The sequence below is a fragment of the Streptomyces sp. NPDC015171 genome, from assembly GCF_043079545.1.
GTDB lineage: Bacteria > Actinomycetota > Actinomycetes > Streptomycetales > Streptomycetaceae > Streptomyces.
In genome coordinates this window covers 709,909-728,458 of sequence record NZ_JBIBUO010000003.1, presented here as the reverse complement: position 1 = coordinate 728,458, position 18,550 = coordinate 709,909, and the positions used below count along the sequence as shown (strand labels likewise).

Annotated in this window: 16 protein-coding genes; 6 read left to right on the top strand and 10 right to left on the bottom strand. The window is 73.4% G+C overall.

The window, feature by feature from the left end; genetic code table 11:
• The first annotated feature begins 124 nt into the window (after positions 1 to 124).
• Both ACF073_RS11400 and ACF073_RS11395 read left to right on the top strand, forming a co-directional pair.
• Complete coding sequence (locus tag ACF073_RS11400) at positions 125 to 2,431, top strand: molybdopterin cofactor-binding domain-containing protein (protein ID WP_392068632.1); 2,307 nt, start codon at positions 125 to 127, stop codon at positions 2,429 to 2,431.
• Positions 2,432 to 2,444: 13 nt separating this feature from the next.
• Positions 2,445 to 2,921 (top strand): (2Fe-2S)-binding protein, encoded by a 477-nt coding sequence (locus ACF073_RS11395; protein ID WP_392068630.1) that lies wholly within the window; start codon positions 2,445 to 2,447, stop codon positions 2,919 to 2,921.
• A gap of 82 nt (positions 2,922 to 3,003) precedes the next feature.
• On the opposite strand, the gene ACF073_RS11390 is transcribed toward ACF073_RS11395, so the two are convergent.
• The 6 genes from ACF073_RS11390 to ACF073_RS11365 all read right to left on the bottom strand — a co-directional run bounded on the left by ACF073_RS11390 (position 3,004) and on the right by ACF073_RS11365 (position 8,933).
• Complete coding sequence (locus ACF073_RS11390; RefSeq protein WP_392068628.1) at positions 3,004 to 3,294, bottom strand: DUF6355 family natural product biosynthesis protein; 291 nt, start codon at positions 3,292 to 3,294, stop codon at positions 3,004 to 3,006.
• A 272-nt stretch (positions 3,295 to 3,566) separates the two neighbouring features.
• Entirely contained in the window at positions 3,567 to 4,367 is an 801-nt protein-coding gene (locus tag ACF073_RS11385) for a GNAT family N-acetyltransferase (RefSeq protein WP_392068627.1), read from the bottom strand.
• 215 nt (positions 4,368 to 4,582) lie between these two features.
• Positions 4,583 to 5,959 carry a beta-1,3-glucanase family protein gene (locus tag ACF073_RS11380; RefSeq protein WP_392068626.1) on the bottom strand — a complete coding sequence of 459 codons (1,377 nt, stop codon included), beginning with the start codon at positions 5,957 to 5,959 and terminating at the stop codon, positions 4,583 to 4,585.
• Between the two features lie 368 nt (positions 5,960 to 6,327).
• Positions 6,328 to 6,978, bottom strand: a complete 651-nt coding sequence (locus ACF073_RS11375) for a tetratricopeptide repeat protein (RefSeq protein WP_392068625.1) — start codon at positions 6,976 to 6,978, stop codon at positions 6,328 to 6,330.
• A gap of 134 nt (positions 6,979 to 7,112) precedes the next feature.
• Positions 7,113 to 7,943, bottom strand: a complete 831-nt coding sequence (locus tag ACF073_RS11370) for a carbohydrate-binding protein (RefSeq protein WP_392068941.1) — start codon at positions 7,941 to 7,943, stop codon at positions 7,113 to 7,115.
• 51 nt (positions 7,944 to 7,994) lie between these two features.
• Complete coding sequence (locus tag ACF073_RS11365) at positions 7,995 to 8,933, bottom strand: AraC family transcriptional regulator (RefSeq protein WP_392068624.1); 939 nt, start codon at positions 8,931 to 8,933, stop codon at positions 7,995 to 7,997.
• Between the two features lie 106 nt (positions 8,934 to 9,039).
• Between ACF073_RS11365 and ACF073_RS11360 the strand changes: the two genes are divergently transcribed.
• Together ACF073_RS11360 and ACF073_RS11355 are read left to right on the top strand one after the other, a co-directional pair.
• Complete coding sequence (locus ACF073_RS11360; RefSeq protein ID WP_392068623.1) at positions 9,040 to 10,023, top strand: LysR substrate-binding domain-containing protein; 984 nt, start codon at positions 9,040 to 9,042, stop codon at positions 10,021 to 10,023.
• Positions 10,024 to 10,161: 138 nt separating this feature from the next.
• Positions 10,162 to 11,529 carry a trypsin-like serine protease gene (locus ACF073_RS11355; RefSeq protein ID WP_392068622.1) on the top strand — a complete coding sequence of 456 codons (1,368 nt, stop codon included), beginning with the start codon at positions 10,162 to 10,164 and terminating at the stop codon, positions 11,527 to 11,529.
• Positions 11,530 to 11,602: 73 nt separating this feature from the next.
• Here the strand turns inward: ACF073_RS11355 and ACF073_RS11350 are convergent, their stop codons facing one another.
• Genes ACF073_RS11350 through ACF073_RS11335 form a run of 4 tightly spaced genes read right to left on the bottom strand, consistent with a single transcriptional unit; the run spans position 11,603 to position 16,446 of the window.
• On the bottom strand, positions 11,603 to 12,751 hold the full coding sequence (locus ACF073_RS11350) for an XdhC family protein (RefSeq protein ID WP_392068620.1): 1,149 nt from the start codon (positions 12,749 to 12,751) through the stop codon (positions 11,603 to 11,605).
• A complete protein-coding gene (locus tag ACF073_RS11345) occupies positions 12,744 to 14,876 on the bottom strand; it encodes a xanthine dehydrogenase family protein molybdopterin-binding subunit (protein WP_392068618.1) in 2,133 nt (710 codons plus the stop codon). The genes ACF073_RS11350 and ACF073_RS11345 overlap by 8 nt, the downstream gene beginning before the upstream one ends.
• Positions 14,873 to 15,865 carry an FAD binding domain-containing protein gene (locus ACF073_RS11340; protein ID WP_392068616.1) on the bottom strand — a complete coding sequence of 331 codons (993 nt, stop codon included), beginning with the start codon at positions 15,863 to 15,865 and terminating at the stop codon, positions 14,873 to 14,875. The genes ACF073_RS11345 and ACF073_RS11340 overlap by 4 nt, the downstream gene beginning before the upstream one ends.
• Positions 15,862 to 16,446: a (2Fe-2S)-binding protein gene (locus ACF073_RS11335; protein WP_392068614.1), complete on the bottom strand. Its 585-nt coding sequence runs from the start codon at positions 16,444 to 16,446 to the stop codon at positions 15,862 to 15,864. Before ACF073_RS11335 ends, ACF073_RS11340 begins: the two co-directional genes overlap by 4 nt.
• Positions 16,447 to 16,736: 290 nt before the next feature.
• Between ACF073_RS11335 and ACF073_RS11330 the strand changes: the two genes are divergently transcribed.
• The gene (locus ACF073_RS11330) at positions 16,737 to 17,315 is read left to right on the top strand and encodes a TetR/AcrR family transcriptional regulator (RefSeq protein WP_392068613.1); all 579 of its coding nucleotides are present in this window, start codon (positions 16,737 to 16,739) and stop codon (positions 17,313 to 17,315) included.
• A 135-nt stretch (positions 17,316 to 17,450) separates the two neighbouring features.
• A complete protein-coding gene (locus ACF073_RS11325) occupies positions 17,451 to 18,413 on the top strand; it encodes an alpha/beta fold hydrolase (RefSeq protein WP_392068611.1) in 963 nt (320 codons plus the stop codon).
• Positions 18,414 to 18,550: the final 137 nt, after the last annotated feature.

Below are 18,550 nucleotides of genomic sequence, written 5' to 3'. Positions count from 1 at the left end.
CGGCCAGGGCTCCGGCCGAGGATCGTGATGCCCGCGTCAACGCGTGGTAGAAACGGTCGGGTTGGGTGATGTCACAGGTGCGCGGGCGGCGACCGCCAGGGCGCAGAGCGGAGTTCCCTCGTTCATGACCAGCGTTGATCGTTCACCCCGCCGGGAATCCGCGGCGCATGTCGTCGGGCGCAGACGCTTCCTCGGGTATGTGCTGGCGGCTCCCACCCTCGTGGCCGCGGCCGAGCTGGGTGCGGCGCCCGCGGCCGAGGCCGGCATCCCGTCACCGGAGCTCACGGAACTCCTCGACCTCAACGACGTGATGACCGCGGCCGCGCTGCCCACCTCCGGCCTCATCACGGTCGAGGTCCGCACGGACGGCACCGTGTCGTTCGCGTTGCCGCGTGCGGAGGTCGGGCAGGGCATCACGACGTCCACGGCCATGCTGATCGCCGAGGAACTGGACGTACCGCTGGAGCGGATCAGCGTGACGCTGGCCGACGCCCGTCCCGAGCTCCTCTTCAACCAGCTCACCGGCGCGTCGAACACCACCGTCTCCACCTATCATCCGATCCGGGTGGCCGCCGCGGTCGCCCGGGGGCGGCTGCTGCGGGCCGCGGCGATCGAGCTCGGCGCCGCGGTCACCGACCTCACCCTGAAGGCCGGAGTCGTCACGGACCTCGCGGGCCGGAGCATCGGCATCGGCGCGCTCGCCGAGAAGGCCGCGAGCACGACGACCGGGCGGATTCCGGTGGAACTCAAGCCGCGTGAGGAGTTCACCGTCATCGGGACCCCGCGCGGCCGGGTCGACGCGCTGGCCGCCGTCACCGGGCGCAAGAAGTTCGCGATGGACCTCGACGTCCCGGACGCCAGGCCGACCATGGTGTGCCGCCCGCCGACCATCAACGGCAAGGTCGGATCGGTGGCCAATCTGGCCGGGATCCTGGCCATGCCCGGCGTCACCGACGCCGCCGTGATCTCCACCGGGGTGGCGGTGCGCGCGGAGACCTTCGGCCAGTGCATCGACGCCGTACGCGCCCTGGAGGTCACCTGGCGGCCCGGTACGGCGGAAGGGCAGTCCGACGAGACCGTACTGAAGGAGCTGCGCGCCGCCGAGCCCCCGCTCGGGCTCCCGCCGCTCACCCCGAGCGTGGAAGGAAAGTTCACCTTCCACTTCCGGGGCAACAGCGCGCTGGAGCCCAACTGCGCGGTGGCCGACGTACGTCCCGACCGCGCCGAGATCTGGGCGTCCCTCAAATCCCCGATCGTCGCCCGGGAGGCGATCGCCGCCAAGCTCGGCCTGCCGCTGCACGCGGTCACCGTGCACGTCACCGAGGGCGGCGGCTCCTTCGGCCGCAAGCTGTTCTTCGACGCCGCTCTGGAAGCCGCTGAGGCGTCAAGGAAGATGGGCAAGCCCGTGAAGCTCATGTGGCACCGCGCCGACGACTGCCGGCAGGGCCGCGCCCATCCCATGGCCACGTCCCGCGTACGCATCGACTACCTCGGCGACACCGTGCTCGCCTACAAGCAGCGGCACACCAGCGTCGCCACCGACTTCGGTCACGGGCTCGGAGAGATCTTCACCTCGCTCGCCGCGCGGCTGCCCGTGGGCGACATCGGGTTCTCCGAGACGTTCTTCCAGCTCTCCCAGTCGATGCCCTACGCGTTCGGTGCCAGCAGCCGGCTCCTGAACGAGACGAACAAGGACTTCAACACCGGCAGCATGCGCAACGTCTACTCGCCCGACGCCACCTGCGCCCGGGAACTGGTCGTCGACCGGCTGGCGGCGAGGATGGGCAAGGACCCCTACCGGTTCCGGCACGACTTCCTCCAGGACGATCGCGCCCGGGCGGTGCTGGACAAGGTCGCCGAGGCGGGCGAGTGGGGCCGGACCATGCCGGCGGGCACCGCCCAGGGCATCGCCTTCCACTCCGAGTACCACTCCGTCAGCGCGGCACTGGTGGAGATCGACTGCCGCCCGCAGACCGTCGACCGCCCCGTCCGTGACGGCGTGGCCGGCCCGCGCGTCACCAAAGCCGTCTTCGCCGTGGACGTCGGTCTCGCCGTCAACCCGCGCGGCCTGGAGGCGCAGATGATGGGCTGCGTCATGGACGGCATCGCACTGGCGCTGACGTCGAGCCTGCACCTGCGTGACGGCCACTTCCTCGAAGCCAGCTGGGACAACTATTTCTACACCCGGCAGTGGAACACGCCGCCCGAGCTGCGGATCATCGTCATGCCGACCACCACCGGGGAGCCGGGCGGCGCCGGCGAGCTGGGCGTGGCCGCGTCGATGGCCGCGGTGGCCTGCGCCTACGGCCGCGCGACCGGAACCATGCCCACCAGCTTCCCGATCAACCACGGCACGCTCTCCTTCACGCCCAAACCGACCGTTCCGCCCGTGCCGGCCTCCCCGACCGACGGCCTGGACCACGCCCACTGACGCAAGGAGCCCCGTGCCCCAGCACACATTCCGCCTCAACGGCGAGCAGGTCACCGTGGACGTCGCGGACGACGTACGGCTGTTGTGGGTGCTCCGCGACGTCCTCGGGGTCACCGGCCCCAAGTACGGCTGCGGCATCAACGTCTGCAAGGCCTGCACCAGTCACCTCAACGGCAGGGCGGTCAACCCCTGCGCGATCCCGGTCAAGGACCTCGGCCCGACCGACGAGGTCACCACCATCGAAGGGCTGCCCGCCACGGTGGGCGCGGAGCTGCACCCCATGCAGGAGGCGTGGCTCGACCAGGACGTGGCACAGTGCGGCTACTGCCAGCCGGGCCAGATCATGGCCGCCGTCGCCCTGGTGCGCCGTGTGGCGGAGGAGGGCCGTGAGATCACGGACGCCGACCTCGACGGCATCCGCAACGTGTGCCGCTGCGGTACCTACTTCCGCATCCGCGAGGCCATCAGGGCGGGGGCCCGCGCCATGTGAGGGCGTGGGTCGCGGCGCCTGACCGGGGACCGCTCGCGGGAAGGGGCGGCCCCGGTCGCCCGCGGCGACGACGCGCCGCGCGTCAGCAGGTGCGGCCCGTGTAGTGGGCGCCCTGGACCTTGCCGGCGGAGCCCAGCCATGTACGGCCCGGGCCCACGCAGGTCTCGTAGTCGGGCGCCAACGCCACCTCCACCTTGATCACCACGCGGGAGCCGTCGGAGGTGCAGTGGTTGTAGAAGGCGTCGGAGCCGGTCTTGTAGAAGCCGCACGGATCGGCGGCGGCCGGGGTCGCGGCGGCGGTGCCGGCGCCCAGGAGGGCGAGGGCGAGGGCGACGGAACCGAGGGAAGCGGTCAGCAGGTTACGGACACGCACTCTGTGCACTCCTCAGGGAAGGAAGACGGAAGGAAGGGAACGCCACGGCCGGGAACGACGGGACCGCCCGGCCCGGCGCGCGCCCATGATCAGGGATCGGGGACGCCCGTTCCGCCGTCCGCCGCACGAAGTCACCCGCAGAATCATTTCCGCACTACGCCGACCGGATCACCGGCCTCGACCCGGACCCGGAACCGCGCCAGGACGACGCCCCGGTCGTCGACCGGGCGGGTTGCCCGGTGGCGGAGGCGACGGGGCGGAGGGGCGGCAGGTCACGCCCGCAGGCCGTAGAAGTGCACCGGCGAGTTCGGCCGGAAGCCGATGCGGGGATACACCGGCGCCCCGGCCTCGGTCGCGTGCAGGGTGGCCCGGGTCAGGCCGGTGGCGCGGGCGCCTTCGTAGAGGGCCTTGCGCGTCACCGCCTCGCCGTAGCCCCGGCGCTCCCACTCCGGGCTGGTGGCGACGAGAACGACGAAGAGGCGCCCGTCCGCCTCCACCGTCGCCGCGCAGGTGACCGGCACGCCGTCGCGCAGCCCCAGGTAGGCGTGGACGCCGCTCTTCCAGAGCGTGGAGCCGCAGAGCCCGTCGCGGCCATCCTCCAGCGGGAAGCCGTAGGCGCGTGAGTTCAGGTCGGCGTACGCCGTGAGGTGTTCGTCCGTGGCTACGCGCACGAACGTCAGGTCCGGGTGGGACGGCGCGGGGACGGGGAGGAGGTCCCCGGCCATACCGGTGCCGGGGAAGGCGTAGGCGAGGCCCGCCCGCTCGGCCGCTGTCCGGACCTGTGCGCGGGCCTCGTCCGTGAGGAGGTCCTCGAAGAGCCACAGGAATCCGGGGTGCTTCTTCGCTCGCATGATGTCCGCGGCCTGGCTCAGGCGTTCTCCGACACGTGCCGGGTCCGCGTCGACCTCGGTCAGCGTGAGGCAGTTCCAGAAGGCGAACCGCGAGTCCGCCCAGCGGACGGCGATGCCCGGAAGGTCGCGCACATCGGCATCCGTGTCACGGTCGAGGACCATGGCCCGCCAGACCACCGCGAGCTGCTCCATCGATTCGATCGAGGCCGTGCGATCCGTCATCAGGACCCCCCTGAGTGGTGAGTGGTGGAAGTCCTCCCCGTCATACGCCACTTCGTCGCGCCGCCGCTCGCCGACACCGGCGGCGACAGCGCGATTCAGCCTCCCGTGGCGCCGTGCGCGAACCGGGCCCGCGAGCGGGACGGGCACGGCTCCCCGGGCGGCACGGCGGTGCGGTGCCGCCCGGGGAGCCGTGTGTCCCCGGTGCTGTCGGCGGGCTACCAGCCGACGGCGACCATCAGCCACTGCGGATTGCCGTGGGAGACGAAGGAGGACTGATTCGCGACGTCGTCGTAGGGGAAGCCGTAGGCGAGGTGGCCGATGGCGTTGTCGTGCCAGAACTTGGCGTAGTAGTTGCCGGGCGCCGCCTTGTAGAACTGGGCCGGGTCGCCCTGCTGGGAGGCCGGCAGCGTGGCCACATGGCGGTTGAGGGCGGCGCACATGGCGGGGTTGCCCGCCAGGGACGCGGCGCACCCGAAGATGTCGGAGGTGGCCGCGTTGACGCCGACGGACTGGGCGTAGGCCGTGAAGTAGCCGGCGTTGGCGCCGCCCGCGCGGAAGCTCGGGTCGCTGCCGGGCGCGATGATCCGGTACGGCGCCTGGGTCCGGGCCAGCACCTTGAACTGGTCGGGCACCGCGTCGGTGAAGCGCTGGAAGGTGGTGGCGCGGTCCTCGGCGAAGGTCTGCCTGTTCTCGCCGACCTCGGCGTCGTAGCCGTCCTTGGCGTGCAGGCGCATGGCCAGCTTGAGGCCGAAGGCGTCGACCCGGGTGGTGTTGCCGTTGAAGACGTTGTTGCCGACCGTGAACTCGATGAAGTCGTAGTACGGGCTGTCGGGCGAGCCGAGGTGGAAGTACATGCGCCCCGCCGAGTTCGCCGGCATGTCCAGGTAGGGCTGTTCGGCGATGGAGTGGACCTGCCCGTTGAAGCTCCAGTAGACCTGGCTGTCGGGATACTTGCCGTTGGTGCGGTTGAGGATCTTCACTTCCACGGCGTTGGCCGCGGGCGGTATGTCGCTGGTGCTGCCCCAGAAGTCGTCCGGCGGGGTGGTGGTGCCGCCGGGGCCGTAGATCTGGAACTCCCACAGCGAGTAGCCGTACGGGGTCGCGCGCGCGGTTCCGTAGAGGCGGACGTAGCGGCCGCTGCCGGTGATGCCGAGGCTCTGGGTGCCGCCGGTGGCCGTGGTGGCGGAATAGACGGTGGTCCAGTTCCGCGCGTCGGTGGAGGTCTGGATCTGGAAGGCCTTCGCATAGGCGGCCTCCCAGGTCAGGCTGGCCCGGGTGAGCTGCTGGACGGAGCCGAGGTCCACCTGGATCCATTGCGGGTCGGCGAAGGCCGAGGACCACCGGGTGCCGGGGTCGCCGTCGACCGCTGCGGCGGCGGAGAAGGCGCCGCTCTCGACCGAGGACGCCGTCGCGGGGCGGCCCTGGGACAGCAGCTGGTCGGCGGCGTGCGCGGGCGCCGGTGTCAGGGCCGTGACGAGGGCCGCCAACAGGACGGCGACCAGGCCCAGCGCCGTGCGGGCACGGGCGGTGGCCGGGGCGAGGGCGGGTCCGCGGGTCGCTCTGCGGCTGGGTGCGCTGGTGAGAGTCTGCATACGTGGTCTCCTCAGGCCGGTCGGCGTGCGTGGGGAAGGACCAACAGCAGGCGTGAGAGCGCTCTCCCCGGGTTGTAGCCGCACCGGTGCCTGGCGTCAACAACTGAAGCCGACATCAGCGGAGTTCAGGAGTTCTCCTTCACCAGTTGACGCGTCCGGTCCGGACCTGAGCGGCGTCGCCCGCCCCGTTTCCCCGAGCCTCGCCTTCCGGCGCCACCAGCCCGGAGCGGCGCGCGGCCCGGGTCCCCGCCGCACCACCGGCGGCGGGGACCCGGGCTCTTCGGGGCACGGCGCCCGAGCCGCGCCGTGCGCCGGCCTTGGCGGCCACAGCCGCGACGAGGGGCGGTGACCGGCACGTGCGCGGGAGCCTAGGAACCGGCGACGACGCGCCGAGCCTCCTCGATCCACCCCGACACGGTCTTGGCACCGCAGCTGTCGGCGACCGACTGGGCCTCGTCCAGGTGGCGCAGCGCCGTCGGGCGGTCGCCGGTGTCGGCCGCGAGGTGGGCCAGCGCCACCAGTCCGGCCGCCTCCCCGGGCCGGAAGCCGATCTCCCGGCGCAGCGTCACCGATTCGGTGAACCGCTCGCGGGCCTGGTCGAGCCGGCCCGCCGCCAGGTCGGCGAAGCCGAGATGGCGTACGGCGTAGGACATCGTCTTCCGGTCGCCTGCCGATTCCGCGAGGGCGTACGACCGCTCGAAGTACGGTCCGCCGGTGGCACCGTCGCCCTTGACGACCTGGTGCCAGCAGCCGGTCCAGAACAGTGCCTCCGCCTCGCCCCGCACGTCCCCCAGGCGCTGATACACCTCGGCCGCGCGTTCGAACAGCACCAGTTCCCGGCTGTTCTCCACGCGGTCGTTCAGGAAGCGGACGTGCAGTACCTTGCCCCGCGCCAGGCAGAGCGGCGCCTCGATCGCGTCCAGCGCGGCGTCCGACCGGTCCAGCGCGGACGCGTCCCCGCCGAACATCGCCGCTTCGAACAGCTCCTGTGTGCCTTCGGTCCAGTCCTGCTCTCGCATGCCTCGCCTCTCCCCGTCGGTCGCCTGTGGCCCCGTCGAGGCTATCTCCGCAACTCCCGCCCGGGCGTGGGTTTTTGCGGCGGGCGGACCGCGATCGCCGGGGCCCTGCCCGCGCCCGGCGCCGCGCCGCCGTCTCAGGCCGCCCGCCAGAGCGCGGGTACCGCCGGGGGTTCCCAGCCCGGCTGGGCCGTGTGCGGCTGGAGGCAGACGTAGGCGCGGCCCGCGTACGTGACCCGGTCCCCCGCCCGGTACGTGACACCCACGGCCCAGGTACCGGTCGGGGTCGGGTCGGGACCGGGACCCGGGTCCTGCGGGACGTCGAGAACGAAGTCGAACGCCGCCTCCCGCCGGCCGCCCGCGTCCCGCACGGTCATCAGCAGCCGCGGGTCGAAGATCGTGTCGGTGTTGTTGCGCGGCTCGTTCGGGAAGTACAGCTGGGTGGTCAGCACGGATCGGCCGGGCGCCTGCACCTTGACGTGGAGGTGCCGTGTGCGGCCCGGGTAGAGCCCCGGCACGATCGTGGTGAGCGCGAAGGTCCCGCGCGAGTCGGTGTACTGGTGCCCGCGCAGCCGGAATCCGGTGCCGTCGTAGGCGCCGTTGTCGTCGGCCTGCCAGAAGTCCAGCAGCACACCGGTCAGGGGGCGGCAGGCCCGGCCGAAGACATACCCGGTGACGGTGAGCGGGGTACCGGGAAGGCCCGGCTCCAGGAGGCTGGTGCGCTCCGGCGAGTGGGGTTTGAAGTAGGGGCCCTCGATCTGCTCCGGGGTGGGATCGTCGCCGTCGTCGCAGGCGGGGGTGGGCTCGGGGGCCGTACCGCTCGCGGCGAAGCCCCGGGCGAGCGCCGGGCCGCCGATCAGGGAGACGGGTATCGCGGCGGTCGCCGCGAGTGCCGCGCGCAGCACCGTCTTGCGGCGGACCAGCCGGGGCGACCCGCCCGTGTCGTTGGTGTCGTTGGTGTGGTTCATGCCGGTTCCGTCCATGTCTCCTCCTCATGGGGGCGCGGACCGGCAACGAACCTAGGCGGGCGCCGGCGGTGCTTCGAGGGACTGGTGGTGGCGGCTGTGGTGTTTTCGGAAGTCGCCGGGGCTGCTGCCGGTCTCCCGCCGGAAGAAGCGGCTGAAGTAGGCGGGGTCGGCGAATCCGGTGCGGGCGGCGACCTGCCGTACCGACAGGCCGGTGTGGGCGAGCAGCCGCTGCGCCCGGTACACGCGTGCCTCGATCAGCAGCCGTCCGGGCGGGCGCCCGGTCGCGGTCCGTACCGCCTGCGTGAGGTAGTGGGGCGTCACGCCCAGCCGGTCGGCGCACTCCCGTACGGACCACTGGGCCGCCTCGGGACGCGAGATCAGCCGCGCGAACGCCTCGGCCACGGCGGCGGGACGTCCCTGGCCGCGCGGCCCGGGGCCGTCGCCGGCCCGCCCCGGCAGCCGGGAGGCGCGTACGACCAGCACATGGAGCAGGGAGCGCAGGACGCTCTCGTGTCCCGGGGCTCGGTGCCGGTGCTCCGCGACGAGTTCGGCCATCAGGCGCCGGACGGACCGGTCGTGCTCGGCGTCGAGGTCGAACCAGCACCGCTCGCCGAGAGCGCGCAGCACTTCGCGGTCGTCGGGATGGTCCACCAGGAAGTCGTCGGTGAACAGGGCGAGCGTGCCCTCGGGCCCCTGGCCGCCCTCCCAGTGGTGCACCTGGCCCGGCACGATGACGGCCAGCTGCGGGGGGCGCACCGGCCAGCGCGCGAGATCGACGACATGGGTGCCGGAGCCGGCGCCGACATGGACGATCTCGTAGAACGTATGCCGGTGCGGCCGGTCCCAGCGGGACAGCGGGCCCACTGCCTCGAAGGAGCCGGCGGCGAACGGTACGGCGCCGGGCCCCGCCACCTCCAGCCGGTGCAGGGGCACGTCCCCGGCCGGGACGGGCCGGCTGGGGGTTCCCGGTAAGACGGTGGTGCCTCGCATCGTCCCTGCTCCCCTCTCGAAGACCTGTCGGATCGCGCGCATCTGCCCGCACACTGGTCTGTACCAAACTCTTGCCCCTGGCCCTGCCGCACCGCAAGCTCCCCTCATGGAGTTGGAGTTGCGGCATCTCAGGACCATCCGGACGATCGCGGAAGCGGGCAGCCTGACCAAGGCGGCGACCGCGCTCGGGCTCGCGCAGCCGGCGCTCAGCGCGCAGCTCAGGCGCATCGAACGGACCCTGGGCGGCGCGCTGTTCGAGCGCGGACGGTACGGCGTACGGGCCACCGCCCTCGGCGAACTGGTCCTGGAGCGCACCCGGATCGTGCTGCCCGCGGTGAGCGAACTCCAGCGGGAGGCGGCACGGTTCGCCCGGACCCGGCCGGACGGGGAACGGCTCCGGCTCGGCGGCACGCACGGGCCGCTGCTGGGCGGCCTGGTGGACCGGCTCGCGGATGCCGCACCCGACACCGCCGTGACCACGTGCGCCTCCTGGTCGGAGCGGGAGCTGGCCGAACTGCTGGCCGCGGGCCGCCTGGACTTCGCGCTCGCCGGTGTCTGCGGCTCCGCTCCCCCGCCCGAACGGCCCCACCTGGTCTGGGAGGAGATCGCCGTCGACCCCGTGTTCGTCATGCTCCCCGACGGCCATCCGCTCGCCCGCTGCCGGGAGGCCGGCCTGGCCGCGCTCGCCGGCGAGGAGTGGGCGTGCGTCCCGGGCGACGGCTGTTTCGCGGACTGTTTCACCGCGGCCTGCGCGCGGGCCGGGTTCACCCCGCGGCGCATGTACGAGACGGACACCGCGTCCTGCGTCCACCTGGTGCAGGTGGGCCGGGCGGTGGGCCTGTGCCGGGCCACGTTCCCGCCGACGCCCGGTGTCACCACCCGGCCGCTCGCCGGCACGCCGTTGGTGTGGCGGCACCTGCTGGGCTGGCACGCGGCGGGACAGCGGCCGGACACGGCCGCGACGGTGCTGGCCGAGGCGCGCAGGGCGCACGCGGGCGCGGCGGCACGCAGCGACAGCTACGCGCACTGGCTCGCGCGGCGCGCTGAGCCGGACGCCGCCTCGCGCCTGCGGGCCGCTCCCCGGTCCTGAGCGGGCCGGCCGCGGGGCGGCAGGGCGGGCGGGTCGGGTGCCATAACACGGGGGCAGGGGGTCGGCTGATGTCTTACGTCCCGCACCGGGACCTCCCTACGGTGTCGGCACTCCCACCGAATCCGAGGAGACCTCCCCATGCTCCAACGACACCTCAGAGCCGCGTGCGCCGCCACCGCGGCGGCGGGTGCCCTGCTCGTGGCCGGGCTCAGCGGCTCCGCGAGCGCCGTGCCGTCCGCCTCGCCCGCCCCGCCCACGGCGGCCGAGACCCTCCGCAGCGCGGCGGCGCCGCCCGCTCTGCTCGGGGCGCTCCAGCGGGACCTCGGCCTGACGCGGCGGCAGGCCGAACGCCGGCTCGCCAACGAGGCCGAGGCCGGTGCCACCGCGGGCCGGCTGCGGCTCGCGCTGGGCGCGGACTTCGCGGGCGCCTGGGTGGGCGGCCAGGAGTCGGGCACGCTGACCGTGGCCACCACGGATCCCGCCGATGTGCCGGCGATCCGGGCGCGCGGCGCCGCCGCGGTCGTCGCCGGCCACTCGCTGGCCGTGCTGGACGCCGCCAAGGCCCGCCTGGACCGTGCCGCCGCCCGTCGCACGACCACCGACACCCCGGTCTGGTATGTCGATGTGCCCACCAACACGCTGGTGGTGCGGGCGATACGGCCGGACGCCGCACGCGCGCTGCTGACGGCCGCCCGCGTCGACGCGTCTCTCGCCCGGGTGGTGAAGTCGGCCGAACACCCGCGCCCGCTGTACGACCTGCGCGGCGGCGACGCCTACTACATCGACAGCAGCAGCCGCTGCTCGATCGGTTTCCCGGTGACCCAGGGCACCCGGCAGGGGTTCGCGACGGCCGGTCACTGCGGACGGCCCGGCAGCACCACCACCGGCTCCAACCGGGCCGCGCAGGGCACCTTCCAGGCGTCGGTCTTCCCCGGGAACGACATGGCGTGGGTGGCGACCGACGCCAACTGGACGGCGACCCCGTACGTCAACGGCTCCAGTGTCCAGGTCGCGGGGTCGACGCAGGCCCCGGTGGGCTCCTCGGTGTGCCGCTCCGGCTCCACGACGGGCTGGCACTGCGGGACCGTGCAGCAGCTCAACACGAGCGTGACGTACCAGGAGGGCACCGTCACCGGCGTCACCCGGACCTCGGTGTGCGCCGAACCGGGCGACTCGGGCGGCTCCTTCATCTCCGGCAGCCAGGCGCAGGGCGTCACCTCGGGCGGCTCGGGCAACTGCACGAGCGGCGGGACGACGTTCTTCCAGCCGGTCAACCCGATCCTCCAGTCCTACGGCCTCACCCTGAAGACGACCGCGACCGGTCCGGGCGACCCAGGCGACCCCGGTGACCCGGGCGATCCGGGCGGCACCTGGTCGGCGGGCACCGTCTACCAGGCGGGGGACACGGTGACGTACGGCGGGGCCGGCTACCGCTGCCTCCAGGGCCATCAGGCGCAGCCCGGCTGGGAACCGCCGAACACGCCGGCGCTGTGGCAGCGGCTGTGACCGCCTGAGGGGGTGACGGGGGACCGGGTCCGCCCGGCGGGCGCACGGGGCGCTCGCCGGGCGGGCCCGGGTGTCAGGCGACGGCCGGCGCCCCGCGTTCTCCGGCGGCGTCGTCGCGGTGGATCGGTGTCGTCGCACCGGTCAGGGGCACGCCCGTGCCGCCCCGCCGGGCGGCGACGATCTCCGCCGCGATCGACAGGGCGGTCTCCTCCGGTGTCCGGGCGCCGAGGTCGAGACCGATCGGAGAGCGCAGCCGGGCCAGTTCCCGCTCGGTCACGCCCTCCGACCGCAGCCGCCGGTTGCGGTCCTCGTGGGTCCGGCGCGAGCCCATCGCGCCGACGAACGCCACCGGCATGCGCAGGGCCGTCTTCAGCAGCGGCACGTCGAACTTCGCGTCGTGGGTCAGCACGCACAGGACCGTACGGGCGTCGGTCCCGGTGCCCCGCAGATATCGATGCGGCCAGTCGACGACGACCTCGTCGGCGTCGGGGAAGCGGGCCCGCGTGGCGAAGACCGGGCGGGCGTCGCAGACGGTCACGTGGTAGCCGAGGAACTTGCCGGCCCGCGCCAGCGCCGACGCGAAGTCGATCGCCCCGAAGACGATCATGCGCGGCGGCGGCACGTTCGACTCGACCAGCAGGGTGAGGCCGCCGGGGCAGTGCGAGCCGTCCGCCGAGAGCTCCACCGTGCCGGTGCGGCCCGCCTCCAGCAGCGCCCCGGCCTCGGCCGCCGCCGTGCGGTCCAGGTCCGGGTGGCCGCCGAGACCGCCCTCGGACGTGCCGTCGGGCCGCACCAGCAGGGCGCGGCCGAGGAGTTCGGCCGGGCCGCGGACGACCCGGGCGAGGGCCGCCGGTTCCCGCCGGGCGGCGGCCGACAGAGCCGCCGCCAGGATCGTGCGCGCGGGCTGGCGCACACCCACCGGCGTGATCAGCATCTCGATGGTCCCGCCGCAGGTCAGCCCCACGGCGAAGGCGTCCTCGTCGCTGTAGCCGAACCGTTCGGTGACGCTCTCGCCCGACTGGAGCGCCTGCTGGCACAGGTCGTAGACCGCGCCCTCCACGCACCCGCCGGAGACCGAGCCGATGACGGTGCCCTCGCTGTCGACGGCGAGGGCGGCGCCGGGACCGCGCGGCGCGCTGCCGCCCACGGCCAGCACCGTGGCGACGGCGAAGTCCCGGCCCTCCTCGACCCAGCCGAGCAGCTCTTCGGCGATGTCAAGCACGGGGAGCCCCTGCCCGGATGACGCGATCCGGCCGGATGGGCAGGCTGCGGTGGCGTACGCCGGTCGCGTGCCAGACCGCGTTGGCGACGGCCGCCGCCGCGCCCACGATGCCGATCTCTCCGATGCCCTTGATGCCGACCGGGTCGTCCGTGTCCGGCTCCTCGATCCAGTCGGCCTCGATGCGGGGGACGTCGGCGTGGGTCGCGACGTGGTAGCCCGCGAGGTCGGCGCCGACGTGGCCGCCCGAGGCGCGGTCCCGGACGGCCTCCTCGTGCAGGGCCATGGAGATGCCCCAGATCATGCCGCCGAGGAACTGGTTGCGGGCGGTGAGCGGATTGACGATCCGGCCCGCGGCGAAGATGCCGAGCATCCGCCGCACCCGCACCTCCCCGGTGTCGACGTCCACGGCGACCTCGGCGAACTGCGCCCCGAAGGAGTGCCGTTCGGCGGGGGTGAGGGCCCCGATGGCCGCGGTGGTGTCGGACCGTACGGTGATGCCCTCCGGCGGGATGTCGCCGCTCAGCGCCAGCCTGTCGCGCAGTTCGTCGGCCGCGGCGGTGACCGCCCAGGCCCATGAGCGGGTGCCCATCGAACCGCCGGCGATCATGGCGGGTCCGAAGTCGCTGTCGCCCAGGCGCACCCGCACGCGGTCCGTGGGCACGCGGAGCGCGTCCGCCGCGATCAGCAGGATGGCCGTGCGGGCCCCGGTGCCGATGTCGGCCGCGGCGATCCGGACGGTGAAGGTGCCGTCGGCGTGGGCGGTCACGGCGGCCGTGGACGGACCGGCACCCGCGTGGAAGGAGGCCGCCGCCATGCCGGTGCCGAGCAGCAGGCGGCCGTCGCGGCGCAGGCCCGGACGCGGGTCCCGGTCCGCCCAGCCGAACCTGCGGGCTCCCTCCCGGTAGCAGGCGGGCAGGCTGCGGCCGGCGAAGGGCAGGCCGGAGACCGGCCCCTTGTCGGGTTCGTTGCGCAGCCGCAGCTCGATGGGGTCGATCCCGCTCCGCTCGGCGAGTTCGTCCAGCGCCGACTCCAGGGCGAACGACCCCGGCGCCTCACCCGGGGCCCGCATGAACGTCGGGGAAGGCACGTCGAGCCGTACGACCTCGTTGGCGGTGTGGTGGGCGGCGGCGTCGTACATCACCCGGGCCGGACCGGCGCTCGGCTCCACGAACTCGTGCACGGTGGAGGTGAGGCTGAGGGAGCGGTGTTCCAGGGCGCGCAGGCGTCCTTCCGCGTCGGCGCCGAGCCGGACGCGCTGGATGGTGGGGCTGCGGTAGCCGGCCAGCGAGAACATCTGGCGGCGGGTCAGCACCACGCGCACGGGGCGCCGCAGGACGGTCGCGGCCATCACGGCGGCCACCTGGTGGGCGCGGACGCCCTTGCTGCCGAAGCCGCCGCCGACGTGCTCGGAGCGCACGCGCACCGAGGCCGGGTCGAGCGAGAAGAGGTTCGCGAGGTCACCGACGACCCAGGTGGCCCCCTGGTTGGAGTCGACCACCTCCAGGCGGCCGTCGTCCCAGTGGGCGGTCGCCGCGTGCGGCTCCATCGGGTTGTGGTGCTCTTCGGGGGTGGTGTACTCGGCGTCCACGACGACGTCCGAGGAGGCCAGTTCGGCGTCGAGGTCGCCCTTCTCCGTGACCCCGGGCATGACGCCGCCCGCCGATTGGGCGTCCGGGCGGTCGGCGGTGAACTCGATGTCGTGGGGCTCCACTTCGTACCGCACCACGAGCGCCTCGGCGGCCTCCCTCGCCTGCTCGGAGGTCTCGGCGACGACCAGGGCCACCGGCCAGCCCATGTGCGGCACCCGGTCGTGCTGGAAGACGGCCAGGGTCGGGTCGGGCCGCATGCCCAGCAGGCCCTCGTAGTCGGTGTTCAGGCGCAGCGCGTTGCGGTGGTCCAGGACGGCGAGGACGCCCGGCATGGCCAGGACCGGACCGGTGTCGACGGCGCTGACGCGGCCCCGGGCCACGGTGGACAGCACCAGCCAGCCGTGCGCGAGGTCGGCGAACGGGATCTCGCCCGCGTAGCGAGCCGCTCCGGTGACCTTCTCCCGGCCCTCGACCCGGGTGTGCGCGGTGCCCACGGAGCCGGCCCGTACGGGTGTTTCGGTGGTGAAGGCGGTCATCGTGCGGCCTCCTCGGCGAGTTCGGTCAGGACGGCCACCGTGAGGTTGCGGACGAGGTCCACCTTGTATCCGTTGTGCGGCAGCGGCCGTGCCGCCGCCAGCTCGGCGTCGGCCGCCGCCGCGTAGGTCTCGGCTCCGGCCGGGGCACCGGTCAGGACGCGCTCGGCGGCGACGGCCCGCCACGGGCGCGAGGCGACGGCGCCGAAGGCCAGGCGCGCGTCGCGGACGACGCCGTCCCGGACGTCGAGCGCGGCGGCGAGCGAGCCGATGGCGAAGGCGTACGAGGCACGCTCGCGCACCTTGCGGTAGCGGGAGTGGACGGCGACCGGGGCGGGCGGCAGGGTGACGCCGGTGATCAGCGCGCCCGGCGGCAGCGCGGTCTCGATGTGCGGGGTGTCACCGACCGGCAGGTAGAAGCCGGTGATCGGCAGCTCCCCCGCACCGTCGGCCGTCTCGAAGTGGACGACCGCGTCGAAGGCGGACAGGGCCACGGCCATGTCGGAGGGGTGCACGGCCACGCAGTGCCCGGACGCGCCCAGGATCGCGTGGTTGTGGTGCTCGCCCTCGACGGCGGGGCAGCCGCTGCCGGGGACCCGCTTGTTGCAGGGTTTGGTGACGTCGGCGAAGTAGCCGCAGCGGGTGCGCTGGAGCAGGTTCCCGCCGACCGTGGCCATGTTGCGCAGCTGCCCGGACGCGCCGGCCAGGACCGCCTGCGCCAGTGCGGGGTAGCGGCGCCGGACCTCGGGGTGGGCGGCCAGGTCGCCGTTGGTGACGGTGGCGCCGATGCGCAGGCCGCCCTCGGGGGTCTGCTCGATCTCGTCGAGCGGGAGTTCACGGATGTCGACGAGTCGGCCGGGGCGTTCGACACCCGTCTTCATGAGGTCGACGAGGTTGGTGCCGCCGCCGAGGTAGCGGGTGTCCGGATCGGCGCCGAGCAGGGCGACGGCGCCGGCGACGTCGTGGGCCCGCTGGTAGTCGAACTCCCTCATGCCACGGCCTCCTTCACGGGCGCGACCGGGCTCGTACGCTCGGCGTCGTGGCCGGTTTCGGCCGCCGCCCTGGCCACCGCGTCCACGATCGAGACATAGGCGCCGCAGCGGCACAGGTTGCCGCTCATCCGTTCCCGGATCTCGTCGTCGGTCAGGGAGGGCGGTCCGGCTTCGGGGCGTAGGTCCCCGGTGACGGCGCTCGGCCAGCCCGCCGCGTGTTCCGCGATCACCCCGATCGCCGAGCAGATCTGGCCCGGGGTGCAGTAACCGCACTGGAAGCCGTCCAGATCGAGGAAGGCCTGCTGCACGGGGTGGAGCCGCTCGCCGTCGGCGACGCCCTCGATGGTGGTGATCTCGCGGCCCTCGGCCGCGACGGCGAGCTGGAGACAGGCGACGGCCCGGCGTCCGTCGAGCAGGACCGTACAGGCCCCGCACTGCCCCTGGTCACATCCCTTCTTGGTGCCGGTGAGATCGAGGCGTTCACGCAGTGCGTCGAGCAGGGTGGTGCGGTGATCGACGGGCAGTGTGTACTTCTCGCCGTTGATCTTCAAGGTGATGACACTGGACGTCGAGGAGGCCATGAGCTGCTTCTTTCGCATTTCCAGGACTAAGTAGCAGGACTGAGCAGGCGGTCCGGCGGCCTGGGTGCCGGGCGGCGCGGAGAGCGCGTCGCACGGAATCCGTGCCGCGCGGGCGAAGCGAAGTGCGGGGTGCCGGGCCCGAGCAGTGGCGACGGGTGACTGCCGTGGGGCCCCGTCCGCGGCTATGGTGGACGCAACCGGACAGCTGTCCGTTATCTGGAAACGTAACGGACAGCTGTCCGCTTAGCAAGGGCGAGGTTCAGCCACGAACCCTCGTTCGAGGAGGACGAGTGCCTCAGCAGAAGGATCCGCCCCGCCGCTCGGACGCGCAGCGCAACCGCGAGCGCATCCTGGAGGTCGCGATCGCCGAGCTGTCGCACTGCGCGACCGCGCCGCTGAGCGCGATAGCCAAGAAGGCCGGGGTCGGGCAGGGCACGTTCTACCGCAACTTCCCCAACCGCGAGTCCCTCGTCCTCGAGATCTACCGCCACGAGATCCATCAGGTGGCCGACAGCGCGACCCACCTGATCGAGACGAGGTCCCCCGACGAGGCGCTGCGCGCCTGGATGGACCGGCTCGCCGAGTTCGCCATGACCAAGGCCGGGCTCGCCGACGCCATCCGCCAGGTCACCGGCGCACCGGGCGGCCCGGCCAAGCCGCCCCACACGCCGGTGACCGCGGCGGCCGAGCTCCTCCTGCGGGCCAACGAGGAAGCCGGCACGATCCGCCCCGGAGTCACCGCCGACGACTTCATGCTCGCCATCGCGGGCCTCTGGCAGCTCGAACCGGACCAGACCTGGCGGCCACGGGCCACCCGGCTCCTCGACCTCGTCATGGACGGCCTGCGCGCGGGGGCGCATCACGGCTGAGGGCCGCCCGCGAACGCCTCCGCAGGTGCCTTCCGCAGCCGCCCCCCGCGGCACGCTCGGGGACGTCGCCGCCATGGCCGCACGGGGCCGTGGTGCGACCGCGGTCCGAAGATCACGGCGAGTACGCTCGTGTTCATGGTCAAGCATCGCATGGTTGACGTGAACGGCATCCGGCTGCACATCGCCGAGCAGGGCAGCGGACCCCTGGTGGTACTCCTGCACGGCTTCCCCGAGTCCTGGCACTCCTGGCACAACCAGTTCGGGCCGCTCGCCGACGCCGGTTTCCGGGTGGTCGCCCCCGACCAGCGCGGATACGGGCGCAGTGATCATCCCGACGCCGTCGACGCGTACTCCATCCTGCATCTGGTCGGTGACGTCGTCGGGCTGGTCCGGGCCCTGGGCGAGGAGAAGGCGTTCGTCGTCGGGCACGACTGGGGCGCCCCGGTCGCCTGGCACACCGCGCTGCTGCGCCCCGACATGGTGCGCGCGGTGGCCGGCCTGAGCGTGCCGCCCCCGTTCCGGGGTTCCCGGCCTCCGCTGCCCGCCATGGACGAGATGTTCGGCGGCCGCTTCTACTGGAACTACTTCAACCGCCCCGGGGTGGCCGACGCCGAGTTCGGCGCCGACACCCGCACCAGCCTGCGCAAGTTCTTCTACTGGGCGTCCGGGGACCGCCCCGGCGCGGCCGAGCCCATGCAGCCGCTGGTCGATCCGGAGCGCGGCTGGCTGGCGGCCATGGCGGATCCCGAGACGCTGCCGGAGTGGTTCACCGAGGCCGATCTCGACATGCTCACCGAGAGCTTCTCCCAGGGCTTCACCGGGGCGCTCAACTGGTACCGCAATCTCGACCGCAACTGGGAACTGACCGCTCCCTGGCAGGACGCCGTCGTCTCCCGGCCCGCCCTGTACATCTACGGCGACCGGGACGCCGTCCCCGCCTTCCCCGGCACCCCCGAACTCATCGCACGCCTGCCCGCCCTGATGCCCAGCCTGTGGCGCGAGCCCCTCCAGTTGGAGGGCTGCGGACACTGGACGCAGCAGGAGCGCCCGGACGAGGTGAACACGGCGCTGATCGAATTCCTCCGCGCGCATTCCTGAGACCGGCCGCCACCCCGGCCCGTGCGGCGGCGAGCGGCTCGGGCGGCGGTCCGGGCGGTTTCCGTAGCACGCTGGGGTATGTGAACCCGTGCCCGGCGGGGGGGGCGGCGGTGTGCCCGGGTGCGGTCCGGCCGAGA